We start from the raw sequence: 24,869 nt of genomic DNA on the forward strand, positions 1-24,869 counted from the left end.
TCCGGGTTGAACCGGGAGACGTCCCAGCCGTTCGGGATGATCTGCCGGCGCCGCGCGGCGCCGCAGGCCGCCAGAGCATTGATGAGAAACAGCACACGGGGTTTCCGGGTCATTGGGCCATTGCCCTTCGTTCGCGCAGGCGCCGCCGGGCGGTCCAGAGGGGCCCCATGATGCGGTGGGTCCAGACGAATTCTGAAAACCCTTGCCAACGGTCGGACAGAGAGAGCCTGCGCCCCGCGTAATCCTGGAGCACGGAGGGGACATCCGTCAGGCGAGATGCATAGGTTCGGAGGGATTCGACAAACATCTCCAGCCGCTGGGGGGTCCAGTGGTTGTGGTGGTTGCACACGGTCCAGATGCCCGCGGACCTGGGCTGGAAATCCCAAAGCTGCTGGGGTATCCAGGTGATGCCGTTGGCCTCGGTGAAAGGCCGTGGCCAGAGGCCGTCACTGATGCGGGTCAAGCCGAGGTCCGCGAGGATCTCCACGGTGGTGCGGTCGAAGGAGTGGGAAGGCGCCACCCAGGCTTCGGCGCGGACGCCCTGCTGATCGAAGATTGCCAGCCCGGATCTCAGCTTGGCCTCCTGCTCCGCCCGCGGAAGACCGGCGAACTCGCTCTGAGGGGTCAGCTTCAACATCCCAGGGTTCCTGTTCACGTAGACGTGCTGGTACCCGTGGATCGCGATGGTGTAGCCCATGGCTTGCCAGCGGCGGACACGGGCCCAGAAGTCCGCCTGGGGGGGGTCGACCATCAACTTGCGGTCGCGGTTATCGGGCACCACCGCCAGGATGGGCTTCACCCCGAACTGGACCAGGCGGGCCTCGATGGCCTCCCACATGGCCCAGTTCATGGTCGGACAGATGTCGTCGAAACGCACCAGGTAGCGGCTATCGGTCATGCGGATCGTCTCCTTCACCACGGATTCGATGGCCAAGACGGAAGCGGCAATCGGTTGGGAAGGCTGCCGATGTCCATAGAACAGGATTCTCCAACAAGACTTCATCTACAATACATTCAGATGTCAAAAATCGATAGAATGTCGTTTCATGATCGTGTCTATCCCTGGCACCCTTCATCACCCGCCGCGCGAGGTAAGGAACACATGAAGATCTGCTTTTTCATCTGGGGCCTTCGAGCCGCCGGTGCGGAGCGGGTGCTCTCTTTTCTCGCGAATGACTGGTCGGCGGGGGGAAGGCGGGTCGTGGTCCTGACCATGGAGGATGAGGGGAAGGCGCCTTTCTACCACCTGGGCCGCGCCATCGAGGTGCGGCCCCTGAACCTGCTGGGAGAAAGCCACAACCTGCTTTCCGGGCTCGTCAACAACCTCCGCCGGCTCCGCAGCATTCGCAAGGCGATCCGCGAGGAACAGCCCGACGTGCTGATCGCCTTCATCGACAAGGCCAACATCCTGGCGGTCCTGGCGTCTCGAGGCCTGGGCATCCCCGTCATCATCTCGGAGCGCACCGATCCCTCCAGGCGATCGCTCGGATGGCGCTGGGGTCTCCTGCGCGATCTGGCCTACCCCCGAGCCGACACCGTCGTCTTCCAGTCGCAAGCCGTGCTGGAGTGGTTTCCCGCCGGGGTCCGCCGAAAAGGAGTGGTCATTCCCAACCCGGTGCCCCCGCCACCACCCATTCAGGGGGGCGATCCCGGGAACGCGTCACCCCACCGCCTCGTGGCCATCGGAAGGTTGTTCCCCGTCAAGGGGTTCGATCTCCTCCTGCGGGCCTTCGCCCTGATCCGGGAGCGGGCGCCTGGATGGACGCTGGAGATCTGGGGCGAGGGGCCTGAACGAAAGGCGCTGGAGGCCCAGGTCCTGAGCCTGGGCCTGTCCGGGTGCATCCGCCTTCCGGGCTTGACCGAGGATCCCTACGCGGTCCTGCGCGGGGCGGACCTGTTTGTCATGTCGTCCCGGGCCGAAGGGTTCCCGAATGCCCTGGCGGAGGCGATGGCCTGCGGGCTTCCCGTGGTGTGCACGGATTTCGGGGGCGCCGCGAGGGAGATCATTCTGGACGGCGTGAATGGGCGCCTGGTGCCGCCCGAGGACCCCTCGGCCCTGGCCGAGGCTCTTGTTGACCTGATGTCGGACCCCGCGGGCCGGGCACGCCTCTCGGCGCGAGCCGCCGAAGTGGTGCAGCGGTTTTCGGGCGAGCGGGTCCTGGCCCTGTGGGAGGACGCCATCCAGCAGGCCAGAGGCCGGAAGGTCGCCGCGGGAGGTATCGCATGTCCAATGTGATCTTTGCCTGTTGGCGTGGCCCCCAGGGCGCGCTCAGCGAGGGTGACCTGAGGCGTGTGGCGGACCGGATCACGCCCTCCAACGTGGCCGGCCACCCCCATCAGGTGGCGATGGGGACCCTGGAGGGACTGTGCCTCACGGGACCGGTGGGGGCGGCCACGGCGAGGGAAACCTCGGCTCACCTGGGTGCTTTCGCGGGTTCCTGGCCGGCTTGGCACGAGCCAGGGTCCCCGGTGCCGGATGGGACCTTCGCCCTGGTCCGGTCCGATGGCGGGCGGGTGGAGCTGTGCAGCGATTTCGCGGGATCCAGGACGCTCTGGTACGTCCTCACGGAGACCCGCTTTCTCGCCTCGACGTCCCAGCGGGCGCTGGTCGCTCTCATGGAAGGCCTGGAGTTCAACCGGGCGGCCTTCGCGTGGTTCTTGTCGTCGAGCACGCTCGGCCCTTCGGACGGCTGGGACCGGCGCATTCACCGCCTGCCCCAGAACGCCCGCCTGGTGCTGGACCGCCAGCGGTGGACCCTGGACCTTCGCACCACCCCGATCGAGTTCAGCCCCAGGCCGATGAACGCCGCGGCCTGCCGGGAGGAGCTGCTGGGGATCATGCGGGCGGCCATCCAGCGATTCGATTTCACCTCCGCGCGCTGGGCCCTGCCCCTGTCGGGAGGCTATGACAGCCGGTTCATCCTAGGGGTCCTGGTGGAAGCCGGGGTTCGGCCTCCCACCATGACCTGGGGACTCGCGTCCTCCCTCCACCAGCCAGGCAACGATGCCTTCATCGCCCGGAGGATCGCCTCGCACTATGGCCTTGCCCACGACTACCTGCTCTCGGAGCGATCGGAGGATCCGCCTGCGGCGGTCGTGGATCAGTTCCTGGCCGCCAGCGGGGGCGCCACCGACCAGCTCTTTCCCTACCTGGATGGCCTGCGCATGTGGGCATCCTTCGCGGCGAGCGGAATCTCGGGGGTGATCCGGGGTGATGAGGGCTTCGGCTGGATCCCTGTGAGGACTGTGCAGCACGCGAGAACCTCCGTGGGCCTGACCATGCTGAGGGATTTCCTGATGGAGGCCGAGGCCGAGGAACTCGCGGATGGCGCGCAGCGCCTCCCGGAAGCGCTGGAACACCGGGCCGGCGAGTCCATCCCCGCCTACCGGGACCGCCTCTACCATGGCCACCGGATTCCCGTTGGCCTCGCCGCATTGAATGACGTGAAGGCGCCCTTCGTGGAGATCGCGAGCCCGCTCCTGTCTCGCGAGGTGCTCTCCTTCGTCCGCCAGATGCCCGACGACCTGCGCACCAGCAAGGCGGCATTCAGCCAGATCGCGAAGGCCGCAGGCCCGCCGGTGCCCTATGCGACCATGGGTGCCGACGACGACCGCAGCGACTTCATCCATTCGGAACCCTACCTGCGCTGGCTCCGTGAGGAACTCGAAAGCGGGACCGTCGAAGCCCTGCTGCCGGATGCCTGGAGGGCCCGCCTCCTGGGCCACCTCTCGGAGACTGCCTTTACGCCGACCTCCAGCCGGACGGTGAGGGCCGCCCTCAAGCGGGTCATCCCTACCTCCTGGATCCGGGCCGTCAAAGCGCGGATGGGGCCCGAGCTTCCGTCGTGGGGGTTCCTCGCGCTCCGCACGGGGCTCGCCAGCCGCCTGGTGCGCCTGCTCGAATCGGATGCCAAGGCGATGAGAGAGGGTTCTCGGTAAACCATCGAGCCATGTGGGGAACGCTTTTGGGCAAAAACATGTAAATAATGAAATTGTAAAATGTTATTAACACGCGGATGCCTTGACAGGAAACGAGAACATGGAACCATGACGAAAACCAGTGGAACTGGTCAGCTGGCTGAGCATTCGACGGGGTTCGTCACCCTGCCGAATCAGAACCTGAGATCCCTGAGACGCCCAATCTAGAGGTGGATTCCTACATGGTGGTGGTCGCATTGCGACGAGTCTGGGCCCGCCTCCCCTTGATCGCGGCCAACCGGGGTGTGTTGCGGGCGGTGCTGACCGTCGGGTTCTTCGCGGTGGGCGTCAAGGTGGTGTCCGTCGTGAAGGAATCGGTGGTCGCGGCCGCCTTCGGGACTTCCAACGCCTTGGACGCCTTCGTGATCGCCACCCTGGCGCCTACGGTGGCCGTCAGCCTCATCTCCAATTCCTTGAATGCAGCCCTGATTCCCACCTACATCGAGGTCCGGACCAAGGAGGGGTCCGCCTCGGCCGGGCGTCTCTATGCCACAGTGCTGCTGCTCAATCTCGCGCTGCTGACGGTCCTCTCCCTGGGGGTGGCCCTGACCTCCCCCCGGTGGCTGCCCGTCATCGCCTCGGGGTACTCCCCCGAGAAGCTGGCCCTGGCTCAGCAGCTGGTCTACTGGTCCATGCCCATGGTGGTGGCAACGGGGTTGTCCACGACTTGGGGGGCGATCCTCAATGCGCACGAGAAGTTCGGCATCGTGGCCATGGCTCCGGCGCTGAATCCGCTCGCGATCCTGGTCGCTCTGGCGGTGGCCTACAAGGCCTGGGGCATTGGCGCCCTGGTGGCCGGAACCCTTCTCGGAGCCGCCTTGGAGGCGGGAGTGGTCGGCGCCAGCCTGTTTCGGAGAGGGCACTCCCTCCTGCCCCACTGGCATGGGATGACAGGGCACGTCAGGACTGTCCTCGCGCAGTATGGGGCCACCATCAGCGGGGCATTCTTGATTACCTCCATGTCGCTGGTGGACCAGGGCATGGCTTCGATGCTCGGCCCCGGGAGCAACAGCGCACTGAGCTATGGGATGAAGATCCCCACGGCCTTCGCCGGCCTGGGCATGGCGGCCCTGGGTACCGCGGTGCTTCCGCGGTTCTCGCAGTTCGCGAGCGAGGAAAACTGGCTGGAATTCCGACGGACCCTCTGGAAGTACCTGCTCATCGTAGGGGCCCTGAGCATCCTCGGGGCCTGCCTGCTCGCGGCCGGGTCCACCCTGATCACGACCATCCTGTACGAGCGGGGCCGGTTCTCGGCCCAAGACACGGGGCTTGTGTCCCGAATCCAGATGTTCTACCTGCTGCGCCTGCCGATCCCGATCACCGCGACCTTGCTGGTGCGGGCCCTCAATGCCATGCGCGCCAACCAGATCCTGGCCGCGATCGCGGTCCTGCAGGCGATCCTGAACGCGGTCCTCGACTGGGTCTTCATGCAGCGGATGGGTGCTCCGGGGATCGCAGCCTCCTCCCTGGGAGTGTCCATGGTGGCCTTCACCTGTGTCTCGGTGTCCGTCTGGTGGCTGCTGGACAAGCGGTGCAAAGGAGTCGCGAGCCATGGCTGAAGGGGGCGTGCGGATCTTCGTCGGTGGTGACATCTGCCCGATCGGGCGCATGTCCGGTCCCTTTGGCAGGGGTGAATCCGACCTCATCTTCGGCGATGTGCTCGACCTCATCCGAGGGTGCGACTTCGCCGTGGCGAACCTGGAGTGCCCGCTCGCCGATGGGAGCCGACGGCCGGTCCCGAAATCCGGGCCCAACCTCCGTGCGCTTCCCAGGGCCGCAGAGACCCTGCGTCGGAGCGGGTTCGGCGCCGTGGGTCTCGCCAACAACCACATCATGGACTTCGGGGAGGCCGGCCTGAAGGACACCCTGACCGCCTGTGCTTCGGCGGATCTCGACACCTTCGGAGCCGGCATGACCTTGCCGGAGGCCCGCAAGCCCCTCATCGTCACGCGGAAGGGTCTCCGCATCGCCTTCCTGGCCGTGGCGGAGGATGAACGCTGCCTGGCGACGAGCTCGCGTCCGGGGGCGAACCCGGCGGACCCGATCTGGGTGGTCCGCACCCTGGCCGAGCATCGGGATCAGTTCGATCGGCTGGTGGTCCTCCTGCATGGGGGAAACGAAGGCTTCCCGTACCCGGCGCCCTGGTTGAGGGAGGCCTGCCGGTTCGTGGTGGAGCAGGGGGCCGATGTCGTGGTCTGCCAGCACTCCCACTGCGTCGGCTCCATGGAGGTCCATCAAGGCGGAACGATCCTCTATGGCCAGGGAAACTTCATCTTCGATTACGCCGATCATGGTCCCCTGGGCGACCAGGGGCTGGGGCTGGTCATCACCTTCCACGAGGGACAACCCGCGCAGGTGTCGCTGCATCCGATCGAGCAGGTCGCCGGTGGGGGTGGCATCCGGCGGTCCTCCGAACGGGAGGCCCAGGCCCTCCTCGAGACGTTGCGAATCCAGTCGGAAGTGCTGGGGGACCCGGAACGGTACCGCCAGGTGTGGAACGCCTTCTGTGACCAGCGGCGCGCTGGGTTCCTGACGCGGCTATTCGGGTTTGGAAGATGGCTCCAGCGATTGAACCGTCGCGGTTGGCTGTTCCGCCACTTGACCCCGGCTGATCTGCTCAGGATCTACAACCTGGTCAGCTGCGAAAGCCACCGAAGTGCCCTTCGGACCTCCCTCGATCACCTGATTGATCAGACCATTCCGCCGGAGGAGGGGCGAGGATGACGGAACGTCGCGCGACCGGGTTCCCAGAACCGGGCCCGACCCGATCCTGGGCCACAGAGCTGCTCCAGGATGGGGGGGAGCAGAACTATGAATTGCGCGGGACCTGGGCCTTCGTGACCTGGGGGACGATGGTTACCATCGCCCTCGTTCCCTTCACGAACGTGTTCGTTCCGATGACGAGCCGTCAGTATTCGATGATGAGCGTGACCCAGCTGTTCTTCTGGGTCTGTCTCCTGCTCTCGCCGAGGGTCCTCAGGCGGGGGTTTTCACCCGTGCTCGCCTGGTTGGGGGTCCTGTTCGGCACCCGGTACGTCTACGGTTCACTGCTTTCGACCCTCCCGGCGCAGATGACCGATTCGACTCGCAACATGATTCGGCCCATGCTCTGGGCCTGGATCCTGGCAGCCGTCATGAGGGATGACCGGCTGAGGAAGCGGGCCTGCGACGTCTTCCTTCTGGGTTGTACCCTGGCGGGAATCCTCCATCTGATGGGCATCGGGACCGCGGCTCCGATCGTCGAAGCGCTCGGGGAGCAGCGCATCTCAGCCTTCGAGCAGAACGCGAACGTGCTTGGCGTCATCTACGCAACGGCCTTCGTCATCGCCATCGCCCGGGTGATCCAACCCCGCACGGGCTACGGATGGGCGATGCGGCTGCTGTTCCTCGGGGCGGGAATCATCGTGGTCCTGGGCCTTCTCCTGACAGGCTCACGCACGGCGGCCATCTTCGCCGCCATCGGCGTCGTGACGGTGGTGGCCATCGAGACGCGGCGTGCGCGATGGTCCCTGCCCGCGGTTCTGGTGTCGATGATCTTCATGGGCCTGGTCGTGGGCGGAGGCCTGGCCAAATCGATCATCGAGAAGCGGTCCGAACGCGTGGTGAGCGCCGACATCAGCGGCGAGGACCGGGCCCGGATGGCGCCGGTGCTCATCGAGCAGTTCCTCCGCTCCCCGCTGTATGGCTTGGGTCCCGAGAATTACCGTGTGGAACTCGGGCATCGGTCCAGGACCGGGGACTCCGATGTCGGCATCGTGGCCCACAATCAGATGGCCATGTTCGCGGTGGAGATGGGACTCTTCGGCCTCATTCCGTTCCTGATCATGTGCGGCCTGCTCCTCAGCCAGGCCTGGCGTGTCCGTGCGATGGAGGGGGGCCTGCCCTTCGCCCTGGCCCTTCCCTGCGTCATCACGGCCTGCACCACCGCGAACATCGTCTTTCATTGGCATTTCTACTTCATCGTGGGGCTGGTGTCGGGTGCCCATGGCGCTCACCGGATGCTCCAGGCCTCACGCCAGGAATCCCCTGCCATGGAGGACGAGCCATGATCGTCGGATTGAGTGGTCGGATGCGCCGGACTCCCGCGAATTGGCGAGGGGAGTTCGAAAAAGCCTGCGCAGCGCTAGGCCTGGAGGCGCGCGACGTGCCGGTGGATGGCCATGCCTGGATAGAGGCGGTGAAAGGCGTCGATCTCTTCGTATGGCGCCCGACGATGGCCGACCCGAGCGAAATGGCGGAGATCCGGACCAAGATCCCGCTCATTGAGGCGATGGGAATCCCCTGTTTCCCCAATTCCCTCATGCTCTGGCTCTACGACGACAAGATCCGGGAGACGCTGTTCCTGAGGGCCCACGGCCATCCGGTACCGGAGACCTTCATCAGCTTCAACGAGGAGGAAGCACGAAGGTTTTTGGAGGAGGCGATCTACCCGTTGATCACCAAGACGCACATGGGCGCCTCGGCCAGCGGTGTGGTCAGCCTCCCGAATCGCGCAGCGGCCCTGGCGCTGCTGAAGGGCATCTTCCGGCCCCAGAGCCTCATGGAAAAGGCGATGGCGAAGTACCATTACATGCCGCGCCTGGAGAAAGGGGATCTCCTGCTGGCGAGGAAGCTCCGGTACCAGGACGCCTGTCCCAGGTACATCTACGCCCAGGAATTCATCAAGGCCGATTCGGACTGGCGCATCACGACCCTCGGCACCGATCTCCTGTCAGTCTTCGTCCGGAGGAACCGGCCCGATGATTTCCGGGCCAGCGGAAGCGGCTTGTGGGAGATGGTCGAGCCTGAGGATCTGCCCGCGGAGGCCTGCGATCTCGCCCTGGAGATCAGCAACCGGCATGGTTTCACCTCCATGGCCTACGATTTCATGCGGGGGCCGAAGGGCTGGGTCATCGGAGAGATCTCCATGACCTTCGTGTTGAACGATGTCTACACCACCACGCTGTTCCGCCGAACTCCGGCGGGGTATGCAAGGCAGGCGCCGATCCCCATCGGAGTCATGCACCTGTCCGCCCTGATGGAAGCCAGGGAGCGGGGAACGGCGATCCCGCACTGGCCCATGACCTGAGGGGACGATCCGGTGCGCATCAATCCGGTTGGATGCGAACCGGGGTCAGACCCGCTTGGGGGCGAGGAGGCCGAGGGTGGCCAGGATCACCTTGAGGTTGCGCCAGACGCCCGCCTTCGCGGCATAGTCGAGGTTGATCCGGATCTTGTCGGGAAGGATCGTCCCGATGTAGTGGGCTTCCGGATCCTCGTGGCCCTCCAGCAGATCGCTTTCGTTCCGGTAGGCGATCGAGGCCAGGTCGGTGATGCCCGGCCGGAGGTCCAGCACCCGCCGCTGGGCTTCGGTGTAGAGCGCGACGAATCGCGGGACTTCGGGCCGGGGACCCACGAACCCCATCTCGCCGGTGACCACGTTGATCAGCTGCGGGAGCTCATCGAGCTTCCAGCGCCGCAGCCACGCGCCCGTCCGCGTCACCCGGGGGTCTCCGCTCACGGTGAGGGGGCGCCCGATGCGGTCCGCGTCGACGACCATCGTCCGGAATTTCCAGATCCGGAACAGACGCCCCTTCCGCCCCACCCGCACCTGCCGGTAGAAGACCGGGGGGCCATCCACGAGCCTGATGAGGGCCGCCAGGAAGAACAGCCCGGGAGACAGCAGAACCAGCCCGAGGATCGCGCCCAGGAAGTCGAAGAGCCGCGTCATGGTCAGGGCCTGTCTTCAAAGTGGATGCGAGCCGCGGCGGGTCCAGCCGCGTGATCCAGGAAGGCGGCGGCCGCAGGGCGATGCGGGACATCGTTCAAGGCCACCAACGCACCTGGGCGCGCGGCTGGGCCCGTCCCCCTCTCCCTATCGCAGGCCCCAGGCGGGGCCTGCTCCTGCCCGGCGTTCCGCCGGGCAGAGGGCGGAACCGGCGAGGGGCGGCGCCCGGCGCGATACTGCGTCAAGCTCCTCGTCAATAGTGCCGCTATTGCCATCGTCGCTTTCCTTGTCTCGCTTGGGCGGCGCCCCTCGCGCGGCCACACCCCACTTTGAAGACAGGCCCTAGGCCTGGTTCGAACCGAGGAGGTCCTCCAGGGCCTCGCAGACGTCTGAGACATCCCGATCAGTCATCCCTGGATGCAGGGGGAGGCTCAGCATCCGGCTGAAGGCCTCCGCGGCCACGGGGCAATCCTCGGCCCGGTAGCCGTACTTCTCCCGGTAGTACGGGTGCATGTGCACCGGGAGGTAGTGCACCGAGGTCCCGATGTTGCGTGCCTTGAGGCCTTCGATGAGGGCGTTCCGGTCGATTCTGAGTTGATCCGGCCGCAGGCGGAGCACATAGAGGTGCCAGCTCGACTCCACCTCCGGGCGCTCGACGGGGAGCTCCAGGCAGGCGAGCCGCCCAAGCCGGTCCCCGTAGGCGGCCACCACTTCCCGCCGCCGCCGCTGGAACCCCTGCAGCCGGTCCAGCTGATGGAGGCCGAGCGCCGCCTGGATATCCGTCATGTTGTACTTGAACCCCGGCAGGATGACCTCGTAGTACCAGGAGCCGCTCCGGTCGAAGCGCTTCCAGGCGTCGCGGTTCATCCCGTGGTGGCCGTAGATGTGCGCCTTCTCGACCAGCGCTGCATCCCCCGTCAGGCAGCCGCCCTCCGAGGTGGTGATGTTCTTCGTGGCGTAGAAACTGAAGGCCGCAAGGTTGGACCGGGAGCCCACCAGGCGGCCCCGGTAGCGGGCGGAGATGGCGTGGGCGGCGTCCTCCAGGACCTGGAGGCCATGGCGGTCGGCCAGCGCGAAGATGGCGTCCAGATCCGCTGGGTGCCCGGCGTAATGGACCGGGAGGATGGCCTTCGTCCGGGGTGTGACGGCCCGGGCCGCGGCTTCCGGGTCCAGATTGAGGGTGTCCGGAGACACGTCCACGAGGATCGGCTTCGCCCCGACGTGTTCGACCACGTTCGCCGTGGCGCAGAAGGTCATGGAGGGGACGAGCACCTCGTCACCGGGCCCGATGCCCAGGGCCAGCAGGCCCACATGGAGGCCCGCCGTGCAGGAATTGAGGCCCACCACGGCCGGCGCGCCGAAGTAGCCCTTCAGCTTGGTCTCGAACGCCTTGGTCTTCGGACCCGTGGTGATCCAGTCGGACCTCAGCGTGTCCATCACCTCGTCGCGCTCTTCGTTCCCGATGGCAGGCGGGCTGAAGGGCAGGAATACATCCCTCATAAAATCCCCATAGAATGCGGTTTCAGTATCGGATTATTCTGGCTCCGTGCATAGATAAATAAGGCAATCTAGACTAGGAGCCAGGCTTGATGGGTTCCCGGGGCGGAGCTACCATGCGCACAGACACGCCACAGGTCGCCGCCGTGCATGCGATGAACGTTCCTTCTCTCCTGCTCCGAATCCTGCTGGCTGGGCTTCTAGGTGCCAGCAGCGCCACTGCGGGCGGACCCAGTCGACGAATCGCAGGCCCCCCCGGCCAAGGGTGTGTGCCCCCTCCGAGATCCGCCCAGGTCATCAACGTCCGGGGTGGTCGGGGAGGGGCCCGGGGCGACGGGATCACCGACGATACCCAGGCCATCCAACGGGCCGTGGACGTGGTGGCCGGCACGGGTGGGACCGTGAGCATCCCGAAGGGCACCTACCTTATCAACGCACTCGTGTCGGTGCGCCTAAGGAGCGACATGACGCTGGCCCTTGCGCCCGGGGCCGTGCTGAAGGCCATCCCGAATGGTTCGGCGCATTCCGCCATCCTCCTGGTCTCCAGGGCGGAACGGGTGACCATCACCGGCGGCACGCTCCTGGGCGAGCGGGCGGGCCACACCGGCCAGGGGGGTGAGTGGGGCCACGGGCTGTCCCTCGCGCAGGCCCGGCAGGTGGTGGTGGCGGGAGTCACCGCCAAGGAGTGCTGGGGAGACGGTTTTTATGTGTCCTCCAGCCGTGAGGTGACTTTCTGCGGCGTGATCGCGGACCACAACCGGCGTCAGGGGATGTCGATCACCAGCGGGAAGGGCATCGTGGTCCGGGACTCCACCTTCAAGAACACCGCCGGAACGCTCCCGGAGGACGGCCTGGACATCGAGCCCAACGCCGGCGACACGGTGGACGACGTCCTCATCACGGGTTGCACGTTCGCGGACAACGCCGGATACGGCCTCGAGATCGGCGTGCCCCAGGCCCACACGGGCCGTGCCTGGATCTCTCACGTCGTGGTGGATGGCAATACCAGCACGGGCAATGGGGCGCACACGCTCAGCCCCTCGCCACGCGCCGGCATCGAGGTCTCCAATTGTGCCGAAGTGCGGATCACCAACAATCGGGTGGTGAAGAACGGCCTTGGCATCCTCCTGCGGAATGGGGCGGACCGCTGCACCGTGACCGGGAACGCCATCACGGGCAATGCCGGGGACGGCATCCTCCAGTACCTTTGCAAGGGGAACACCATCAGCGGAAACACCGTGACGGGCAACTTGGGCCGGGGGATCAACTCTTCCGACTCGTCCGTGGAGGGCGTCTCTCGCAACACCTTGTCGGGGAACGGACAGCCGCGCTGACCTGGCCCAGGGCGGACCTGGGGCCCTGCTGTTCCCTGCGGTGCGGCAAATGGAAGGCCGCCGCGATTCGCAACACTGGAACGTCCTTCCGTACGCAGCAACTCCTTGGTCATCTGGCGGAACAACTGCACCGCGATGACCAAGGAGGCTGGTTCCCGACTTGCCTAGAAACTCAGGTCGTTGATGAGGGCCTGATCATAGGCATCAAGTCCACCCACGCGACATCCGGCGTTCGCCTTCACGTAGTTGGCTCCATCCAGGGCGCTGGTCGCCGTGATCCGGGCCGCGGTGGGAACGGAGAATGGAGAGGACATGTTGTTGCCAATGCTGGACCCATCCTTTGAGAAGTTTCCGCTCGAGTAGCACTGGGCCGGAGCGCCACTGCTCGTGTCGACGTGAACGGCGGCCGTATTGCCAGGATTGACTGCGTTATACATGTAGTTCCCGAGCACATTGGCCTTCGCGCCCCAGTAGATTTCAATGCCGTAGTTGGATGAGTACTTCCACCCGACGTTGTTGATGACTTCCGCGCAGACCCCGGGAGCGGCGGTTCCGTTGGCGTCGTCCCAACCAATGGCAGGGATGCGGTAGTAGCCGTTCGAAATCAGGTTGTGGTAGAAGGTGATGTTGTAATTGCCACCGCCGATCAGGCAAGGGTAGTTCGGGCTCCCCGCCATTCCTGCTCCGATGATGCAGTTCTGGATCGTGAAGTCATGGTTCCCGTGCCAGATGTCGATCCCTTCATCGCCGTAGTTCGAGAAGGAGCAGTGATCGATCACCACGTTGTAGTTGTCAGGCTGGAATTGGATGCCCTCACCATTGCTTCCGGCGATTCCGCAGCGATTCCGTATCCCTTTGACAATAATATTGTTGCAGCTGGAGAACACCATCTGGTAACCAGTGAAGGTGATGCCCGGAGCTGGGGCTGAAGTCCCGTCAACAGTGACATTGGAGCAGGAACTGAAGTTGATGGGACTCGATACGGGAAGCGTCCCCGCCACGTCGAACACGATGGTCCGGTTTGAACCTGCCGCGGCGCGGAAGCTTCCAGGCCCCGAGTCGTTGAGGTTGGTGACGTGGACCACCTGCTGCCCAGCGCCACCGGTGGTGGCGTAGCCGAACCCGGCCCACCCCGTCTGGACGCCATTCACTGCGTTCACCGTGAGCGTCGCCGCGCTGGAGGTCACGCTGCCAGAGGTATTGGTCACCACCACAGTGAACGCTGCGCCGCTGTCCGCCGTGCTGGTGGCCGGCGTGGTGTAGCTGGCGGAGGTGGCGCCGCTGATCGCGGTCCCATTCTTGCTCCACTGATAGCTCAGAGTGGCGGTGCCGGTGGCGACCACGCTGAAGGTGGCCGTTTGGCCCGCGTTCACGGCAAGGCTCAGGGGCTGGGTCGTGATGGAGGGCGGCGCGGAAGGCGTGAGGGTTCCCTGCACCGTGACGGTGGTGGATCCGCTTACGCTGGCGTTGGATGCGTTGGTGGCCACGGCCTTGATCGTGTGCGTGCCGCCGGTTGCCGGGGCCGTGTAGAGCATGTGGGCCCCGTCACCGTTGGGCGTGAGGGCGCCAACCGTGGCATTGCCGTTGGAGACGTTATCCACGAACCAGGTGATCGTCTGGCTTTCGGTGCCAGACACCGCGGCGTAGTAGGCCTGGGCGGCACCGGTGCTGATGGTCGCGCCGGCAGGGCTCAGCGTCACGGTGGCGGTATTGGTGGCTTTGCGGACATGCACCTGGGTCTTGGCAGACTTGGTGGTGTCCATGACGCTGGTGGCGGCCAGCACGTAGTTGCCTTCGGTCGTGGGGGCCGTGTAAGTGACGGTGTTTCCACTGCCGGCGATCGTACCCACATCGCTGCTGCCGTTCGGGATGCCGTCTACCGTCCAGGTCACGGCCATGTCGGCGGTGCCCTTGACCTGGGCCGTGACGGGCACGGTGTCGCTGGCAGTGATATCGGCTGGGACACCGACCAGGGCGACAGTCACGGCATCCGCCGGGGCAGTCGCGCCTGCATTTCCTGAACCATTGCTGCCACCACCCCCGGAGCAGGCCGCCGTCAGAATCAGCATTCCGACAATGGCCGTCCCCTGAAGCGTGGTGAAAAATTTTCTGACCTGCATTAGAACCTCCGCAGCTAAGGAACAGCAACGGAGGTGCCACCATGAACCACCCGGATCACAACTTGTTAAATCGCGTGTTGCAAGGATTAATAACAACCACTCAGCGCAGACGCGGTCCCCCTGGAAAGGGCCAAGTCTGAACTTTGGATCTGAATTCTAGAATCTGGACGGTTCAGGCCCGTAAGTCTTGAGTTTTTGGTAGAGGGTGCTTCGAGGGATATTGAGTCGCTTGGCAGCCCGATCCACATGGCCCCCCTCTTCATGGAGGATCTGGATGATGTAGTGCTGCTCCATCTCCTTCAGGGTCAAGTTGGTGGGCCCCACGGATCCCTTGCCGTCCGGGCTGGAGGCGAAATCCAGGTCCAGCGCTTCGATCGTGGACGACTTGGCGCCCATCAAGGCCCTCTCCAAGACGTTGCGCAGCTCGCGGATATTCCCCGGCCAGGCATGGTGCTTGAGCTTCATCAGCGCGCCCTGGGAGAGACGCATCTGCTCCCGGCCGCAATCATGGGTCAGCCGGTTCAGGAGGATCTGGCCGAAGGCGGGAATGTCCTCGGCACGCTCGCGCAATGGGGGCACGTGGATCTGAATGGCGCTGATGCGGTAGAAGAGGTCCGAGCGGAAGAGCTGCTCCTGGACGAGCCGATCCAGCGGCTGATGGGTGGCAGCGATCAAGCGGAAGTCCACTTTCCGGTCCTGGAGCCCGCCCAGCCGGCGGAAACGTTTTTCTTCCAGTGCTTTAAGAACCTTTGGCTGGATCTGCAGGTCCATGTCCCCGATTTCATCCAGGAACACGGTCCCGCGGTGGGCGGCCTCAAGCAGGCCGACCTTGACCCCGACCGCCCCCGTGAAGGCCCCCTTCTCGTGCCCAAAGAGCTCTGACTCCAGGAAATCCTTGCTGAGCCCTCCACAATTGAGCTCGAGCATCGGCTCTGAAGCCCTGGAACTGTTCCGGTGGATCCACCGGGCCAGCTCGCTCTTCCCTGTGCCCGTCTCGCCCAGAATGAGGATGGGGCTCTCGGTCGCAGCCGCGAGGCGGGACTGCCCCTCCAGCTCATGGATGGCAGGACTCTCCCCGATGAAGGGATCGACCGCGCGCTGGGGTTGGTCCGCCGAGTCGCGAGCCAGCTGCTTTCGACGGTTCTTCTGGTTTTCAAGCGCCCGCTCGATCACCACGAGCAGCGCAGGAAGATCCAAGGGCTTCACCAGGAATTGCTCGGCGCCAAGCTGGATGGCCCGGACGGCGAGTTCGATGCTCGCATACCCGGTGAGAAGGATGATGGGGACTCCGGCATCGATGGCCTTGAGCTTCGGAAGCAGCTCGATGGCGTTCCCGTCCGGCAGCGAGTAATCCAGGGTGACGGCATCGTAAACGTCCGCGCGGTACCTGATCTCAGCTTCAGCGCAGGTCTCCGCCTCATCCACCGTGAAGCCGCGGAGCTCCAGGTAATCCCGAATCGCAAAGACAATGACTTCGTCATCGTCCACGACCAGAATCTTCGCCTTCGCCATGGAACCCTCAAGGTGGAATGGCTGCTCGCAAAGGATAGGACAATTCCGATGGCAACATGAAGCTGATCCTCATCCTTCCTTCGGCTCCGGGCCCCGCGGTCAGGGTCCCTCCGTGCGCCTCGAACACCCGCCGGGCTCCCGGCAGCGTGAGCCGGCCCATTCCAGAAACCCGGAAGTAGAAGGGTTCGAACAGACGGACCATATCGACATTTTTCATCTTGGCGTCTGAGAAATCCAGGTGCCCGGAGACCGCACTCCTGCCTTTCGGGTGGCTGCTTGCGACATTGAGCACCACGTGGCCGCCTGGCTCCTCCTGCTGCAGCGCGAGGCCAATCATGCGGGTGAAGGCCGACTGCAGACCCTGCTTATCGGCATTGACCGCCGGCAAGGACCCTTCGATGTGGAGTTGAAGATCAAGGCCGTTTTTCGCGGCCAAGGGAAGGTTGTGCTCGATGGCTTCCCGCAGCAAAGGCTCGAGCGCGAGCATGGTCCAGGAGAGTCCCTGAGGGTATCCGTATTCCCTCAACTCCACGATGAAGGAGCTCATCCGGTCCAGGCTTCTCCGGATGTTGGCTCCGTACTTGCTCATCCCGCCCACGTCCGCGAACCTCGCCTCAAAGGCATCCAGGCTCGCCGAGATACCGAAGATGAAGCTGCCGAGTTCGTGGACGAGTCCCGGCACAAATGACGCGGCCAAAGGTGAGCGTGGCGTGGCGCGCGATTCGGATTTTTGACGATCCATGCTCACGATGGTCCGGATATGTTCACCCAGCAATCTCAAACCTTCCCGTTGAGCCTCGGAGAGGGTGAGCGGGTCCGGTGACAGCACGCAGAGGGTTCCAACGACCAGGTGCCGATCATCGACCAGGGGCAGGGCCTCGGCGACCAGAAGGCCGTGTTTCTCCAGCAGTCGGGCCCTCGATTCGGGGTCGGGTCCCTGGGACAGGTTTGGTTCGAGATCCGCAAGCTGTTCGCTCGTGAGACCGCTGCCATCACGGTACCAAGCGCCGATGTCGTCCTGCATGACCAGAGCCACCTGCGCGCCCGTGAAGGCCGCCCCGATGAGCAGCGAATCCCGCAGCAGGTTCTCGGAATGGGATTCGGTGAAACCATGCCGAGGCGGGGTATTGGACCGGGATTGGATCGGAAATGGACCGCCGGAATTCACACGGCCTCCCTTCGGGATCGCTTCAGGGGACAGATTGGCACCCCTCGATACTGTTTGGAATGCTCTGAATGGGTTCAAGGGGTGGATCCAGGGCCGCAGGCAAAGGAGACCCTCGGCGCCATCCGCGTGCCCGTGATGGACCCCCACTCCGGGATCGCGCCCAAGTACCGCGGACAGGCCGGCGGACACGGGGGCCCTCGTCAACGGCGATCCCGACCACGCGGGCGGGAGGATCCATCTCGCAGGCGAGGTGTCGACACAGGCGATGTGGTCTCCCAGGCCCGGTTTGAGCCCGACCGCCGGAACACCTTCGCGACCAGCTTCTACCTGCAGGCGCCCGTCGGGGCGGAAGGGGATCCCAGAGGGTCAGTTGAACAGGGGGACTTCCTCGAGCACGGGCGGGGAGGGGCCCGAGGCGGCCTCGGCATACCGCCCGAGGCCCTGCGAGGAGGGCTGGTAGCTGGGCACGAGCTGCTTGAAGCAGCGGAGCATTTCCCGCTGGCGCTGGCCCTCGGGCAGGTGGATGGCCTCCCGAAGCTTGTGCAGAGAGACATCCAGGAGCCAAGGGTCTGGAGGGGGTTGCATGGCCTCGAACACCTTGGCCTGGGGGTCCCCATTCCCGTGTTCACTATCCATGAAGAGCTCTTCATAGAGCTTCTCCCCGGGCCGCATGCCGGTGAACTGGATGTCGATGTCGATGCCCGGGTTCAGGCCGGAGAGGCGGGCCATGTCCATGGCCATGTCCACGATCCGCACGGGCTCGCCCATGTTGAGGACGAAGACCTTTCCCGTCTCCCCGAGGACGCCCGCCTGGAGGACCAGCTGGCTGGCTTCGGGGATGGTCATGAAATACCTCGTCATGTCCGGATGGGTCACCGTGAGGGGCCCGCCGGTCCGGATCTGGTCGCGGAAGAGGGGGATCACGCTGCCCCGGCTGCCGAGGACGTTCCCGAAACGGACGCTCACGAACCGGCGGTCCGCCGGGGCTTCGTCCGCCGCCTGCATGACCAGGGACTCCGCGATCCGCTTGGACACGCCCAGCACGTTCGTGGGGTTCACCGCCTTGTCCGTGGAGATGTTGACGAAGATCCGGACGTTGCCGGCCAGGGCCGCCTTCAGGACGTTGAGGGTGCCGAAGATGTTGTTCTCGATGGCTTCTTCGGGATTCCGCTCGAGGAAGGGGACATGCTTGTGGGCCGCCGCGTGGAAGACGATGGCCGGGTTGCACGACTCGAAGGCGCGCTGGAGCCTGAGGGAATTCCGAATGTCGCAGAGCTCCACGGCGAGGTTCATGCCGGGGAACTGCCTGCGCAGATCCCGCTCCACCTCCCAGAGGCTGTTCTCCCCCCGTCCCAGGAGCACCAGGCGCCCGGGCCGGAAGGGGGCCACCTGCCGGGCCAGCTCGCTGCCGATGGAGCCGCCCGCGCCCGTGATGAGCACCACGGAACCCTCCACCTCCTGGCTGATGGCCGTGAGGTCCAGGGTCACGGGCTCCCGCCGGAGCAGATCCTCGATGGCGATATCCCGCAACTCGGGCTTCCAGGGGCGGTCCCCGATGAGGTTCGAGATGCCGGGGACGGTCTTCACCCGCACGCCCTGGATCTGGAGCAGCTCGCTCAGCTGCTTCAGCTTGGCCCCGGGCACGCGGGGCATGGCCAGGATCACCTGGGTGGCCTGGCACTCCTTGATGAAGATCGGCAGGAGGTGGCTGTGGCCGAGGACGGGGATGCCGTGGATCCGGACCCCCTGCTTTTCGAGGGCATCGTCCACGAAGCCGACCACCTCGCACTGGAGCTGGGGATTCGCGCGAAGCTCCTGGCAGAGCAGGGCGCCCGCCCGGCCCGCCCCGACGATGAGGGTCCGGTGGACGGACTGACCGTGGTTCCCGACCGGGTTCAGCCGATCCCGCGTGGCGAACCTGCGCTGTGACAGGCGATGGTAGCCGGCCACGAAGACGAGCCGGAGGGCGAGCCACATGGGGCAGGTGATGAGCCCCGCCACCAGGAGCAGGTTGCGCGAATCAAGGTCGAGGCCCAGGCGATCCTGGAAGACGGAGGCCAGGAGGAGGATGGACACCATGACGATGGTGCCGAAGATGAAGGATTCGGCCTCCTCGATGCCCAGCAGGCGGAAGTGCTGGCTGGTGTACCGGAAGGCGAGGTTCACGGCCATGGCGAAGGCCACCCACGAGGCGACGCCGTACAGGGTCGGCAGTTCCTGGCGCACCAGGCTGGTCGCCACGACCCAGGAGAGCGCCGCCACCCCGGTGTCCAGGACCAGCTTGCAGGCCTGCCGGATGGCGGGTCGCTTCAGGAGACCAAGGGGTCCAAGCGCCTCGTTGGCCTCGTTGTCAGGGGACTGCAGAGTGTTTTCATGCATGACGCACTCAGAATGAAGGAATTTAACAATAATACCTCTTGAGCCGTAAGCAATAGGCTAAAAAAAATGTTTATACCTTCTCCTCCAAGCTGGGGCTTCGAGCGGGCGCGGCCAGCGGGGGCAACCAACGGGGTGGATCCGGGCCAGGCAGGCCCGGGGCCTCGCTTCAGGCGGTCCAGTCGGGGCCGGGACCCATCAGGCGCCTCGCCCGGGCCTTCGACCCACCGGAGCGGACTCGAACCGCATCCCACTTTGCGGTTTGCCGGTCCCGTTGACGGTGGACTCCGGCCATACGTGTGTGGCTGGGGTGGGTCTGAGTCTCACCACGCAACCCGCCGGGGGCTTCGACCCACTCGGTCGGACTCGAACCGCACCCCGCTGCGCGGTCTGCCGGTCCCGCTCCCGACAGCCCAACGGGCTGTCTCCGCGGTCCCATTCGCGGGTCCGAGTCCCATCAGCCACCCGATATGAAGGCGCCCCGCTTCGCGGGGCGCTGATCTGGGGCGGCTGATGGGACTCGAACCCGGCCAACGGCTGGCCCCGGCCCCCGGGCGCTGCGGAGGCTCCACTGGAGCCTCCTCGCTGGGGCCTACCGGGCCGCCGTTGTTTCTGTCGTGGGTTCGGGCCCGGTTCTCCCCCAATGAAAAACCCCCCTGGCGGGGGGCTTTCGATCTGGGGCGGCTGATGGGACTCGAACCCGGCCAACGGCTGGCCCCGGCCCCCGGGCGTTGCGGAGGCTCCACTGGAGCCTCCTCGCTGGGGCCTACCGGGCAGCCGTTGTTTCTGTCGTGGGTTCGAGCCCGGTTCTCCCCCAATGAAAAACCCCCCTGGCGGGGGGCTTTCGATCTGGGGCGGCTGATGGGACTCGAACCCACGACACCTGGAATCACAAGAAAGGTATCGAAACTCGGGGAGTGAGTGTCCATGCGGGTCTGCGGGGTGACCCGGGAGGCCACCCCACAGATACACCACAATCTATTGGCTTTCAGCGCCGTTCACAGTCTTCGGCTTGCCCACCCAGGCATAGAAGCTGGGCAGGGCCAGCAAGGTGAACAGGGTGCTGGTGATGAGGCCGCCCACCATGACGATGGCCAGGGGTCGCTCCAGTTCACTGCCACCGATGCCGAGCAGCATGGGCATGAGACCGAGGATGGCGCTCCCGGCGGTCATGAGCTTGGGGCGCACGCGACCAAGGCTGGCCTCCTTGAGGGCCTCTTGGAACGGCATTCCGGCATCCACCAGATGCTTGGCCTGGGAGATGAGCACGAGGCTGTTCTGCACCGCGACGCCGAACAGCCCGATCACCCCCACGATGGAGCTGATGTTCCAGGTCTCCCCCGCCAGCCAGAGCGCGATGAGGCCTCCGGCGAGGGCGTTGGGCAGGGTGAGGACGACCACGAGGACTTCCCGCCAGCGCCCCAGCGCGAGGTAGAGCAGGCCGACGACGAGGGCCAGGGCGGCCCCGATGGCGACCATCAGGCGCTTCTGGGTCTCCCGGGCATCCTCGACCTTGCCGCCCAGCTTCACGACCGTGCCCTTGGGCAGGGTCAAGCCTTTGAGGGCCTTCTCCAGGCGGTCCGCCGTGCCCCCCAGGTCGCCCGTGGTGCGGACGTTCAGGGCCAGGCGCCGCTGGGCCGCCTCGCGGCGAATCAGGCTGGGGGTGCTCGCCTCGTCGAAGCGGGCCACCTGGCCCAGCTCGACCACGCGGCCATCATCGAGCACCATGGGCAGACGCTTGAGGGTCTCGGGGCTGGTGCGGCCATCGTCCGGGAAGCGGACGATCCGTTCGATCCGTTGGGGACCGTCGAAGCGGGGCGTGGTGTCGAGGCCCTGTAAGGCGGTCTTCAGGGTCTTCACGATGAGTGGTCGCGGAACATCGAGACGACGCAGCGCGTCCTCGTCGGGCACCACGATCCACTTCGGCAAGGATCCGGCGCCCTCGGGGGTGACGGATGCCACGCCCGGCACCTTGGCCAAGACTTCCTGGATGCCGGGGAGCTGGGTCTGAAGGGCCCCCAGATCCGGGTGGAAGAGCTTGATCTGGATGTCCGCCGGAGTGCCTCCGATGCCTTCAGCGATCCGCATCTGCATGGGTGTGGTCAGCTCCACCGGATAGGGCAAGCTCTCGGCGATCTCGGCGACCTCCTTCTGCACTTCGGGGGTTCTCATGGACCCGTCGAGCACCACCAGCACGTCGGAGATCGTGTGGGGCATGGGGTCTTCGGTCAGCTCCGAACGCCCGGTCCGGCGGTAGACAGACGAGACACCAGGGAGCTTGACCAGCTTCTGCTCAAGCTGGAAGTTGGCCTCATCCACGGCGGCCAGGCTGGTCTCGGCAGGGAGGATGCTGTTCAACAGCAGAGCGCCCTCGTCCAGGGTGGGTAGGAAGTTGCTCCCCAGGTTGATGGCCAGCCACAGGCTCGGGATGGTCAAGCCCAGGAACAACACCTGCACCAGCACCCCGTGCTTCATGGCCCAGTCCAGGCCGGGCTTGTAGATGGACTTGATTGCCTTCACGGGCTTCGGCTCTTCCAGCAGGGAACCTGGAGGGAGGAACCGTTCGACCAGGGCGGGGACGAGCGTGAAGCTCAAGATCAAACTGAGGGTCATGGCCGTGGCGATGGCTACGGCCAGCGGCGCGTAGAGCCTGCCCGCCAAGCCTCCGATGGCCAGCAAGGGGATGAAGACGGCCAGGATGACCAGCACCGCAGTGAGGACAGGACCCCCCACTTCGGCGGCGGCCCGCGTAAGGGCCACCCGTCTAGGCTCGATGTGATCCCGGTGCTCATGCAGCCGATGGGCGAGGTTCTCGACCATGATCACGGCGGCGTCCACCAACAGGCCCACAGCGATGGCGAGGCCACCCAGGGTCATGGCGTTGAGGCCCATTCCCGCCGCGTTCAGGGGGATCGCCGCCCCGAGGGTGGCCAGGGGGAGCACGGCGATGACGATCAGGGCGGCCCGGAAGTTCCCCAGCAGGAGCACGAGCACCAGGGCGACGAAGAGCCCGCCGAGAAGGAGCGCCAACGTCACGCCGTTCAGGGCGTGGGTGACGAGGTTCCCCTGGTCATACATCAGGGTCAGCTCCATCCCGTCGGGCAGGCTCTGGCGCAGTTCATCCAGGGCCTTCCGGGTCTCACGAGAGACCGTCAGGGTCTCTGCCGTGGGCTGGCGGACTACCCGCAGGCTCACGTCCTCGTGGCCCTGGTGGCGGGCGAGCCCACGTCGAAACCCAGCACCTTCACGGACTTCAGCCAGGTCGCCCAGAAGGATCGTCCCCCGAGGTGTCTTCAGCCGGAGCTTCTTCACGTCCTCGGGCTGGGCCGCCAGGCTGCCCACGGTGATGAACCAGCCCTTGTCCTGGATCTCCATCACCCCGGCGGCGCTGTCCTGGTGGCTGCCGTCCAGGGCTTCAAGGATCTGGGTGAGGCTCACCCCCTGGAGGCGCATCCGTTCGGGCTGGACGATCACCTGGAGCTGGCGCTCCTCACCCCCGAGCCGTTCCACGCGGGCGACGCCGGGGACCGCCTGGAGGCGGGGGATGACCACCTTCTCCGTGTGGTCCCGTAGCTTCATGGGGTCCGTGGTAGGCCCTTCCAGCACGATCTCCATGATCTCCTGGAGGCGCCCGGCGGCACTGGAGACCAGCGGAGCCCGGGTCCCTTCCGGGAAGTTGCCGAGGATGCCCGCGAGGCGTTCGGCCACGAGCTGACGGGCCCGCCAGGGGTCCGTGTCGCCCTCGAAGGACACCACCACCTGGACGACCTCGGCCTGCACGGTGCTCACTACGCGCTTGACGCCGGGGAGGCCGCCGATGGCCTGCTCCACCGGCTGGGCCACGGTAAGCTCCAGCTCCGTGGCGGCGCGTCCCGGGCTCTGGATGAGGAGGTTGAGGCTGGGGAGGGAGAGATCGGGGAAGAGATCACGCTTCAGCGTGGCGAAGCTGGCGAGCCCCGCGACTCCCCACACCATGGCCAGGGCGAAGACCCAACCCTTGCGGGGGAGCATCCAGTCGAACCAGCGGCGGATCAGAGATCGGTGATGTGAGGATGAGACATCAGTGGTCATGGTCTTCCCCTCCGCTCTTGCGCTTGATCTGGAGGGACTTCAGCAGGTAGGCCCCCTCGCCCACCACGGTCTCGCCGGGCTTCACCCCATCGAGCACCATCACGTCGGTGCCCAGCTCGGGGCCCCGGCGGACGGGCCGGAACTCGGCCTCCTCGCCTTCCTTGACGAAGACGCCCCAGGTCCCTTCCACCTGCTGCAAGGCGCTCTGGGGGAGAACGACGGTCTTCGCCAGGGGCACGTGCACCTCCAGCGGCGTGCCGGGGATGGGGAGCGGACCCCCCAACAGGCGTAGGCGGTAACTGAGGCGCCGGGTGTCCGTGGTGAGGGTCATGGGGGTGCCCTCCAGACGGGCCTTCCACCGCTGTCCGTCGCCCTTGCGGACCTCGGTCACGGCGCCGGTCTGCCACTTCTCCGGGGCGGGGAGTGGCAGCTCCAGGCGGGCGATGGCGGCTGAAGCGGCCTGGAAGCTACCCAGCTCCTGCCCGGCCTCGACCCCTTGGCCGAGCTGGATCTTGTAGGCGGTGACGGTGCCAGCCTTCGGAGCCTTCACGGTCAGGACGGCACCCGCCGTCTCGGGGTTCTGGCCCCGGGCCTCCAGGGCGAGCCGGGCGGCCTCCTCCTCCGCCCTGGCTGTGGCGGCTTCGCTCCGGGCGGCTTCCAGCTCGCGCCGGGAGCCTGCTTGGGCGTCGAAGAGCCGCTGTTCGCGGGCCAGTTCGCCCTCGGCACGGTCACGCTTGGCCCGGGTGGACAGCCAGTCGGCCTTGAGGCGGGCCAGCTCGGGGCTCTGGACGGTGAACAACCCGGCCCCGGCGGCGACGTGCTGTCCGGGTGGGACCTGGATTGCCGAGACGATGCCCTTCACCGGGCTGCTGAGGATGGCCTGGGCGGACTCGTCCCCGATGGCCTCGGCGGGATACCACGCGCCCTCGGCCTTGGGCTCGGGAACCACCAGGAAGCGGAGGCCTCGGATGTCCTTCAGCGGGAGGTGCATGGGCTCGTCGCCCCGGGTGGCCTCATCCTTGTGGGCCTCCTTGGATTCAGCGGGCGTGGCCTTGCGGTCGCACGCCGTGGTGGCGATCAGCACAAGGGATAAGAGGGACAGTCGA

Annotated in this window: 16 protein-coding genes; 7 read left to right on the forward strand and 9 right to left on the reverse strand. The window is 65.8% G+C overall.

From position 1 onward, the window contains the following. Window positions 1–109 precede the first annotated feature (109 nt). On the reverse strand, window positions 110–934 hold the full coding sequence (locus tag ML539_RS14750; RefSeq protein ID WP_243325123.1) for a DUF2334 domain-containing protein: 825 nt from the start codon (window positions 932–934) through the stop codon (window positions 110–112). Window positions 935–1,102: 168 nt separating this feature from the next. On the opposite strand from ML539_RS14750, the gene ML539_RS14755 reads away from it, so the two are divergent. The 6 genes from ML539_RS14755 (at window position 1,103) to ML539_RS14780 (ending at window position 9,046) form a co-directional block, all read left to right on the forward strand. After that, on the forward strand, window positions 1,103–2,236 hold the full coding sequence (locus tag ML539_RS14755) for a glycosyltransferase family 4 protein (protein WP_243325132.1): 1,134 nt from the start codon (window positions 1,103–1,105) through the stop codon (window positions 2,234–2,236). Next, entirely contained in the window at window positions 2,224–3,939 is a 1,716-nt protein-coding gene (locus tag ML539_RS14760) for a hypothetical protein (protein ID WP_243325133.1), read from the forward strand. The genes ML539_RS14755 and ML539_RS14760 overlap by 13 nt, the downstream gene beginning before the upstream one ends. 209 nt (window positions 3,940–4,148) lie before the next feature. Further along, window positions 4,149–5,537 carry a lipid II flippase MurJ gene (locus ML539_RS14765; RefSeq protein ID WP_243325135.1) on the forward strand — a complete coding sequence of 463 codons (1,389 nt, stop codon included), beginning with the start codon at window positions 4,149–4,151 and terminating at the stop codon, window positions 5,535–5,537. After that, a complete protein-coding gene (locus ML539_RS14770; RefSeq protein ID WP_243325136.1) occupies window positions 5,530–6,702 on the forward strand; it encodes a CapA family protein in 1,173 nt (390 codons plus the stop codon). The genes ML539_RS14765 and ML539_RS14770 overlap by 8 nt, the downstream gene beginning before the upstream one ends. A 197-nt stretch (window positions 6,703–6,899) precedes the next feature. Next, window positions 6,900–8,027: an O-antigen ligase family protein gene (locus ML539_RS14775; protein ID WP_243325138.1), complete on the forward strand. Its 1,128-nt coding sequence runs from the start codon at window positions 6,900–6,902 to the stop codon at window positions 8,025–8,027. Between the two features lie 251 nt (window positions 8,028–8,278). Then, window positions 8,279–9,046 (forward strand): hypothetical protein, encoded by a 768-nt coding sequence (locus ML539_RS14780; protein WP_243325140.1) that lies wholly within the window; start codon window positions 8,279–8,281, stop codon window positions 9,044–9,046. A 45-nt stretch (window positions 9,047–9,091) separates the two neighbouring features. On the opposite strand, the gene ML539_RS14785 is transcribed toward ML539_RS14780, so the two are convergent. Both ML539_RS14785 and ML539_RS14790 read right to left on the reverse strand, forming a co-directional pair. Continuing rightward, on the reverse strand, window positions 9,092–9,688 hold the full coding sequence (locus ML539_RS14785; protein WP_243325142.1) for a sugar transferase: 597 nt from the start codon (window positions 9,686–9,688) through the stop codon (window positions 9,092–9,094). A gap of 339 nt (window positions 9,689–10,027) precedes the next feature. Further along, window positions 10,028–11,185, reverse strand: a complete 1,158-nt coding sequence (locus tag ML539_RS14790; RefSeq protein ID WP_243325143.1) for a DegT/DnrJ/EryC1/StrS aminotransferase family protein — start codon at window positions 11,183–11,185, stop codon at window positions 10,028–10,030. 266 nt (window positions 11,186–11,451) lie between these two features. Between ML539_RS14790 and ML539_RS14795 the strand changes: the two genes are divergently transcribed. Then, on the forward strand, window positions 11,452–12,516 hold the full coding sequence (locus ML539_RS14795) for a right-handed parallel beta-helix repeat-containing protein (protein ID WP_243325144.1): 1,065 nt from the start codon (window positions 11,452–11,454) through the stop codon (window positions 12,514–12,516). A gap of 164 nt (window positions 12,517–12,680) precedes the next feature. Here ML539_RS14795 and ML539_RS14800 read toward each other — a convergent pair whose 3' ends face one another. The 6 genes from ML539_RS14800 to ML539_RS14825 all read right to left on the reverse strand — a co-directional run bounded on the left by ML539_RS14800 (window position 12,681) and on the right by ML539_RS14825 (window position 24,847). Then, window positions 12,681–14,636, reverse strand: a complete 1,956-nt coding sequence (locus ML539_RS14800) for an immunoglobulin domain-containing protein (protein ID WP_243325145.1) — start codon at window positions 14,634–14,636, stop codon at window positions 12,681–12,683. A 156-nt stretch (window positions 14,637–14,792) separates the two neighbouring features. Next, window positions 14,793–16,148, reverse strand: coding sequence for a sigma-54 dependent transcriptional regulator (locus ML539_RS14805; RefSeq protein WP_243325146.1), 1,356 nt, complete (start codon window positions 16,146–16,148; stop codon window positions 14,793–14,795). A gap of 7 nt (window positions 16,149–16,155) precedes the next feature. Beyond that, window positions 16,156–17,316 carry a hypothetical protein gene (locus ML539_RS14810; RefSeq protein WP_243325147.1) on the reverse strand — a complete coding sequence of 387 codons (1,161 nt, stop codon included), beginning with the start codon at window positions 17,314–17,316 and terminating at the stop codon, window positions 16,156–16,158. A gap of 366 nt (window positions 17,317–17,682) precedes the next feature. Further along, complete coding sequence (locus ML539_RS14815; RefSeq protein ID WP_243325148.1) at window positions 17,683–19,695, reverse strand: nucleoside-diphosphate sugar epimerase/dehydratase; 2,013 nt, start codon at window positions 19,693–19,695, stop codon at window positions 17,683–17,685. A gap of 975 nt (window positions 19,696–20,670) precedes the next feature. Next, a complete protein-coding gene (locus ML539_RS14820; protein ID WP_243325149.1) occupies window positions 20,671–23,763 on the reverse strand; it encodes an efflux RND transporter permease subunit in 3,093 nt (1,030 codons plus the stop codon). After that, the gene (locus ML539_RS14825) at window positions 23,753–24,847 is read right to left on the reverse strand and encodes an efflux RND transporter periplasmic adaptor subunit (protein WP_243325150.1); all 1,095 of its coding nucleotides are present in this window, start codon (window positions 24,845–24,847) and stop codon (window positions 23,753–23,755) included. Before ML539_RS14825 ends, ML539_RS14820 begins: the two co-directional genes overlap by 11 nt. Window positions 24,848–24,869: the final 22 nt, after the last annotated feature.

The organism is Geothrix sp. SG200 (genome assembly GCF_022808935.1).
Lineage (GTDB): Bacteria > Acidobacteriota > Holophagae > Holophagales > Holophagaceae > Geothrix > Geothrix alkalitolerans.

What these genes read in the sequence shown, in the direction of transcription:
- ML539_RS14805 (WP_243325146.1), bottom strand. Translation starts at nt 16,148, where the DNA reads ATGGCGAAGGCGAAGATTCTGGTCGTGGACGATGACGAAGTCATTGTC.
- ML539_RS14755 (WP_243325132.1), top strand. Translation starts at nt 1,103, where the DNA reads ATGAAGATCTGCTTTTTCATCTGGGGCCTTCGAGCCGCCGGTGCGGAG.
- ML539_RS14760 (WP_243325133.1), top strand. Translation starts at nt 2,224, where the DNA reads ATGTCCAATGTGATCTTTGCCTGTTGGCGTGGCCCCCAGGGCGCGCTC.
- ML539_RS14790 (WP_243325143.1), bottom strand. Translation starts at nt 11,185, where the DNA reads ATGAGGGATGTATTCCTGCCCTTCAGCCCGCCTGCCATCGGGAACGAA.
- ML539_RS14780 (WP_243325140.1), top strand. Translation starts at nt 8,279, where the DNA reads ATGCTCTGGCTCTACGACGACAAGATCCGGGAGACGCTGTTCCTGAGG.
- ML539_RS14770 (WP_243325136.1), top strand. Translation starts at nt 5,530, where the DNA reads ATGGCTGAAGGGGGCGTGCGGATCTTCGTCGGTGGTGACATCTGCCCG.
- ML539_RS14785 (WP_243325142.1), bottom strand. Translation starts at nt 9,688, where the DNA reads ATGACGCGGCTCTTCGACTTCCTGGGCGCGATCCTCGGGCTGGTTCTG.
- ML539_RS14815 (WP_243325148.1), bottom strand. Translation starts at nt 19,695, where the DNA reads ATGCATGAAAACACTCTGCAGTCCCCTGACAACGAGGCCAACGAGGCG.
- ML539_RS14800 (WP_243325145.1), bottom strand. Translation starts at nt 14,636, where the DNA reads ATGCAGGTCAGAAAATTTTTCACCACGCTTCAGGGGACGGCCATTGTC.
- ML539_RS14775 (WP_243325138.1), top strand. Translation starts at nt 6,900, where the DNA reads ATGAGCGTGACCCAGCTGTTCTTCTGGGTCTGTCTCCTGCTCTCGCCG.
- ML539_RS14820 (WP_243325149.1), bottom strand. Translation starts at nt 23,763, where the DNA reads ATGACCACTGATGTCTCATCCTCACATCACCGATCTCTGATCCGCCGC.